Source organism: Bacillus sp. mrc49, from assembly GCF_002803435.1.
Genome location: NZ_PHNG01000603.1, coordinates 1 through 795 on the forward strand (window position 1 = coordinate 1; position 795 = coordinate 795).

The 795-nt window shown below is 46.0% G+C and carries 1 protein-coding gene; it reads right to left on the reverse strand.

Features of this window, described 5'->3' with window-relative positions; translation table 11 throughout:
- Positions 1 to 122 precede the first annotated feature (122 nt).
- The coding region (locus CVN76_RS06325; protein WP_157805566.1) for a Dyp-type peroxidase at positions 123 to 795 on the reverse strand (673 nt) is incomplete at its 5' end.

A 795-nucleotide genomic window follows, 5' to 3' on the forward strand; every position in this document is an offset into this window, starting at 1 on the left:
ACCACTATCCCACTTTTCCATTTAAAAACGTTCATATTCGCCACTCCTCATTCATGAACTAAAATCGCCAACCCGGATTAAATCCACGCTGGCGATTTTACGTCCTAAATCTGAAATTCAATTTATCCAAACAGGGAATCTCCTATATACCCACCCTTTTTCACACCTGGTAAACACGCAAACATCGCACTTCCCCTGTGAACGATATATTCATTGAGCTTGTCATTTTTTGCGAGTCGCTCTTGTATGGGGATGAATTGTTTACTCGGGCTTCGCTGAAAACAAATGAATAGCAGACCAGCATTGAAGCTGCCTGTTTTGGGATCCATGCCATCCGCATATGAATAAGGACGCCTCAGGATTTTTGCTTTGCCGTCTCCCCTGGCTAGGCTCATATGGGAATTCTCCGGAATGGTCAGGTTTCCATTTGAGTCTTTAGCTTCTAAATCAACGCGATCAAACTCATTCTTCATCCCTAATGGAGCTCCGCTGTCCCGGTGACGCCCAAACGTGTTTTCTTGCTCTTTCAATATCGTACGGTCCCAAACCTCGATATACATCTGGATTCGGCGCACAACCATATAACTGCCGCCAACAAGCCAGTCGGGTCCGTCCCCGGCCTTTACCCAAACATGCTGATTCATTTCACTGGCATCATTCGTATCCGGATTGACCGTACCATCCTTAAAACCGAATAAATTACGCGGTGTCGTCTTTTTCGAATCGGCTTGCTTAGTCCGTTGAAAACCCGTCTGCGCCCAATGAATGATCGTCTTCCCTCTTCCTATCCTTACC